Origin of the sequence: Sphingomonas sp. CCH9-E2 (assembly GCF_001557215.1) — a bacterium.
GTDB lineage: Bacteria > Pseudomonadota > Alphaproteobacteria > Sphingomonadales > Sphingomonadaceae > Sphingomonas.
The window spans coordinates 1-4,121 of record NZ_LSJM01000400.1; the positions used below are offsets into that span (position 1 = coordinate 1).

5 protein-coding genes are annotated in these 4,121 nt (G+C 68.3%); 4 read left to right on the top strand and 1 reads right to left on the bottom strand.

Translation table 11 applies throughout. The annotated features are described in order from the left end of the window. Positions 1 to 21 precede the first annotated feature (21 nt). Positions 22 to 609: a TlpA family protein disulfide reductase gene (locus AX681_RS18065; protein WP_331710032.1), complete on the bottom strand. Its 588-nt coding sequence runs from the start codon at positions 607 to 609 to the stop codon at positions 22 to 24. A gap of 16 nt (positions 610 to 625) precedes the next feature. On the opposite strand from AX681_RS18065, the gene argH reads away from it, so the two are divergent. From argH to AX681_RS18085, 4 genes are all read left to right on the top strand, one after another. Further along, positions 626 to 1,996 carry an argininosuccinate lyase gene (gene argH, locus AX681_RS18070; protein ID WP_066663067.1) on the top strand — a complete coding sequence of 457 codons (1,371 nt, stop codon included), beginning with the start codon at positions 626 to 628 and terminating at the stop codon, positions 1,994 to 1,996. A gap of 3 nt (positions 1,997 to 1,999) precedes the next feature. Continuing rightward, positions 2,000 to 2,233, top strand: a complete 234-nt coding sequence (locus AX681_RS18075) for a lipoprotein (protein ID WP_066682582.1) — start codon at positions 2,000 to 2,002, stop codon at positions 2,231 to 2,233. A gap of 10 nt (positions 2,234 to 2,243) precedes the next feature. Next, complete coding sequence (gene lysA, locus AX681_RS18080; protein ID WP_066661590.1) at positions 2,244 to 3,503, top strand: diaminopimelate decarboxylase; 1,260 nt, start codon at positions 2,244 to 2,246, stop codon at positions 3,501 to 3,503. Next, a partial coding sequence (locus tag AX681_RS18085) for a precorrin-2 dehydrogenase/sirohydrochlorin ferrochelatase family protein (RefSeq protein WP_231735011.1) occupies positions 3,500 to 4,121 on the top strand: 622 nt, incomplete at its 3' end. The genes lysA and AX681_RS18085, both read left to right, overlap by 4 nt.

A 4,121-nucleotide genomic window follows, 5' to 3' on the forward strand; every position in this document is an offset into this window, starting at 1 on the left:
TGAGTAGGGCGCGCAGAAACCTCACCCCGCCTCCGCGATCCACTTCGCCGCCGTCTCGCCGTCCCAGTCCATGTCGCCGGACACGCGCCAGACTTCCTTGCCCTGTGCGTCGTAGAGGATCGTGGTCGGCAGGTTGACGCCATAGCCGGTCGAGAATTTGACGTCGGGGTCGAGATAGGGCTGGAGCGCGGCGAATTTCGCCTTTTCGAAGAAGGGCGTGACCTTGGCCGCGCCGTCGAGATCCTGGCTGATCACCAGCACTTGCAGTCTGTCCTTTTCGCGCACCGCGAGCCGATCAAGCGTCGGCATTTCGCGCACGCATGGCGCGCACCAAGTGGCCCACAGGTTGACCAGCAGCGGCTTGCCGCGGAACGCCGCCAGCGTCACCGGCTTGCCTGCGGGGTCGAGGAAACCGTGATCGGGTGCGGCCTGACCCTTGTTGCTGCGATCCACGGTGCCGACGCGCTCGGGCTCGTCGGTTGCGTTGTCGGCCGCAGCCGGGCTTTCGTCGGCGACAGTTGCGGTTGCTTGCGGGTCGGGTTGCTTGCCACTATCGCAGCCGGCGGTTCCAAGGCCCAGAGTGAGGAGAAGCGCGATCGTCGAGCGCAAGGGAAGCTCCAATTCCATGTGGGGCGGGCGCTTTTCCGAAGGCCCGTCGTCGGTGATGCGTGAGATTAACGCATCGATCCCGTTCGACAAGCGAATGTGGCGCCAGGATATCGCCGGGTCGAAGGCGCATGTCGCGATGTTGGGCCAGCAGGGGATCGTATCGGCGGAGGATGCCGCGACGATCTCCGCCGGGCTGGACCAGGTCGCCGCCGATTACGAACGCGACGGGGTGCCGGAGGATCTGGCGCTCGAAGACATTCATATGCTGACCGAATCGCGGCTGGCGGAGAAGATCGGGCCGGTGGCCGGGCGGCTGCACACGGCGCGCAGCCGTAACGATCAGGTCGCGACCGATTTCCGCCTGTGGGTGCGCGACGCGACCGACCAGGTGCTCGCCGCGCTCGACGCGCTGCAGGGTGCACTGTTGACGCGTGCGGAGGAGCATGCCGACAGCGTGATGCCGGGCTTCACCCATCTGCAAAGCGCGCAGCCGGTGACGCTGGGGCATCATCTGATGGCCTATTTCGAGATGATCGCGCGCGATGTGTCGCGGTTCAGCGACAATCGCGCGCGGGGCAATCTGTGCCCGCTGGGGTCGGCGGCGCTGGCGGGGACGGGCTTTCCGCTCGACCGTGATATGACGGCGGCGGCGCTCGGCTTCGATGGTCCGACGCGCAACTCGCTCGATGCCGTGAGCGACCGCGACTTCGCGCTCGATTATCTGATGGCGGCGGCGCAATGCTCGCTGCACCTCAGCCGCCTGGCGGAGGAATTCGTGATCTGGGCGAGCCAGCCGTTCGGCTTCGTCAAGCTGTCCGACCAATGGTCGACCGGCAGCTCGATCATGCCGCAGAAGCGCAATCCCGATGCGGCCGAGCTGGTGCGCGGGCATAGCGGGCGGATCGTCGGGTGCCTGACTGCACTCATGATCACGATGAAGGGCCTGCCGCTCGCCTATTCGAAGGACATGCAGGACGACAAGCCACCGGTGTTCGAGGCGCACGACCTGCTCGCGCTCTCCATCGCGGCGATGACCGGAATGGTCGAGAGCGCGGACTTCCGGACCGACCGCATGCGCGGGCTCGCCGAAAGCGGTTTTGCCACCGCCACCGACCTGGCCGACTGGCTGGTGCGCGAGGGCGGCATCCCGTTCCGCGAGGCGCACCACATCACCGGCCGCGCGGTCGCGGCGGCGGAGGCGAAGGGCGTGCGGCTCGACCAGCTGGAGCTGGCGGAACTGCAGGCGATCGACGGGCGTATCGACGCGCGCGTGTTTGACGTATTGACGGTCGATGCTTCGGTCGCGAGCCGGATGAGTTTTGGTGGGACCGCACCCGCGCGGGTGCGTGAGGCGATTGCGGCGGCGCGTGCCGCAAGAGGAGAATAGGTTATGCGAACCCTGGTGGTCTTCACGGCGCTTCTGCTGGCCGCATGCGGCAATCGGGGCGACCTGAAACCGGCCGCCGGGGAGACGCTGCCCCCCAAACCCTATGGGGCGGTGGCCACGCCGGCACCGGCAGACCTGACGAAGGCGCCGCCCCAGACGCGACCGACGCGCAGCGACGAAGTGCTGCGCAGCTCAGAAGAACGGCGCAGCGACGAGTTCGACCTGCCGCCGCAGTAAGAAGATCATCATGGACCATTTCACCCGCAAGAACGGCGTGCTGCACGCCGAGGACGTCGCCATTCCCGCCATCGCGGCGCAGGTCGGCACGCCCTTCTACGTCTATTCGACCGCGACGCTGGAGCGGCATGCGCAGGTGCTGAAGGCCGCGCTCGCCGATCTGCCGCGCGTGCATATCGCCTTTGCGATCAAGGCCAATCCGAACCTCGCAGTGCTCGGCGTGCTCGCCAAGCAGGGCTATGGCGCGGACGTGGTGTCGGGCGGCGAGCTCAAGCGCGCGCTGGCGGCGGGCATGAAGCCCGAGGATGTGGTGTTTTCGGGCGTCGGCAAGACGCGCGGCGAGCTGCAGCTGGGGCTGGACGAGGGGATCGGCCAGTTCAACCTCGAGCTGGAAGAGGAGGGCGAAGTGCTCGCCGACCTCGCGCATGCGCAGGGCAAGACTGCGCCGGCGGTGCTGCGCGTGAACCCCGATGTCGATGCGGGGACGCACGCCAAGATTTCGACCGGCAAGGCGGAGAACAAGTTCGGCGTCGCGATCGACCGCGCGCCCGCGATCTTCGACCGGCTGGCCAAGCGTCCGGGCATGAATTTGCGCGGCGTGGCGATCCATATCGGCAGCCAGCTCAAGACGCTCGCTCCGCTCGAGGCCGCGTACAAGCGCGTCGGCGAACTGGTCGCGCAGCTGCGCGCGGCCGGGCACACCATCACCCATGTCGACCTCGGCGGTGGCCTCGGCGTGCCTTACGAGCCGGACGACAAGGTGTCCTCGGCCGAAGAATTCGGGGCGATGGTCAAGCGCGTCACCGCCGACTGGGACGTGACTTTGATGTTCGAACCGGGCCGCTTCATCTGCGGCAATGCCGGGGTGCTGGTGACCGAGGTCATCTGGGTCAAGCCGGCGAGCATCAATCCCTATGTCATCGTGGATGCGGCGATGAACGACCTCGCCCGCCCCGCGCTGTACGACGCCTATCATGCGTTCGAGGCGGTCGAGCCGACGGGCGAGAAGTTCGTCGCCAATATCGCAGGCCCGGTGTGCGAGACCGGCGATACGTTCGCGATGGGGCGCGAGATCGACCTGGTGAAGTCGGGCGACCTCGCGGTGTTCCGCACTGCGGGCGCCTATGGCGCGACCATGGCATCGACCTATAACAGCCGGGCGCTGGTGCCCGAGGTGCTGGTGTCGGGCGACCGGTTCGCGGTGGTCGCCGACCGCATCCAGCCCGAAACGATCATGGGGGCCGAGCGCGTCCCCGAGTGGGTGCGGTGAAACGCTCCGGCCTGCCCGTCTTCGTGCGGCTGGACGGGCGGCCGGCAATCCTGGTGGGCGACGGCGCGATGGCGGAGGCCAAGCGCCGCTTGCTCGAACGCGCGGGCGCGGTGATCGTCGGCGAGGATGCGCCGGCGCACATCGCTTTGGTCGCGTGCGCGGATCCCGAGCCGGTGGTGGCGCGGCTCAAGGCACGTGGCCTGCTGGTCAATGTCGCCGACCGGCCCGATCTGTGCGATTTCACCCTGCCCGCGATCGTTGAGCGTGATCCCGTGACGATCGCGATCGGCACCGGCGGCGCGTCGGCGGGACTGGCGGCGGCGTTGCGGCAGCGGATCGAGCCGCTGATCCCGGCCGGCCTTGGCGCGTTTGCCGATGCGCTGGGGGCGGCGCGGGAAGCGATGCGGGCGCGCTGGCCCGATGGGGGCGAGCGGCGGCGGGCGCTGGGTGCTGCGTTGGCCGGGCCGCTCGATCCCTTGCAGGCACAGGATGAAGCCGCTGTCGCGCGCTGGATTGCCGGTTCGGAGGCCCCCGGCGACCGGATCGAGACCATCGTGCTGACCTCTCCCGACCCCGACAATCTGACGCTGCGGCAGGCGCGCTGGCTGGCGCAGGCGG

Coding starts and splice junctions, on each gene's coding strand:
- argH (WP_066663067.1), top strand. CDS start 626: ATGTGGGGCGGGCGCTTTTCCGAAGGCCCGTCGTCGGTGATGCGTGAG.
- AX681_RS18075 (WP_066682582.1), top strand. CDS start 2,000: ATGCGAACCCTGGTGGTCTTCACGGCGCTTCTGCTGGCCGCATGCGGC.
- lysA (WP_066661590.1), top strand. CDS start 2,244: ATGGACCATTTCACCCGCAAGAACGGCGTGCTGCACGCCGAGGACGTC.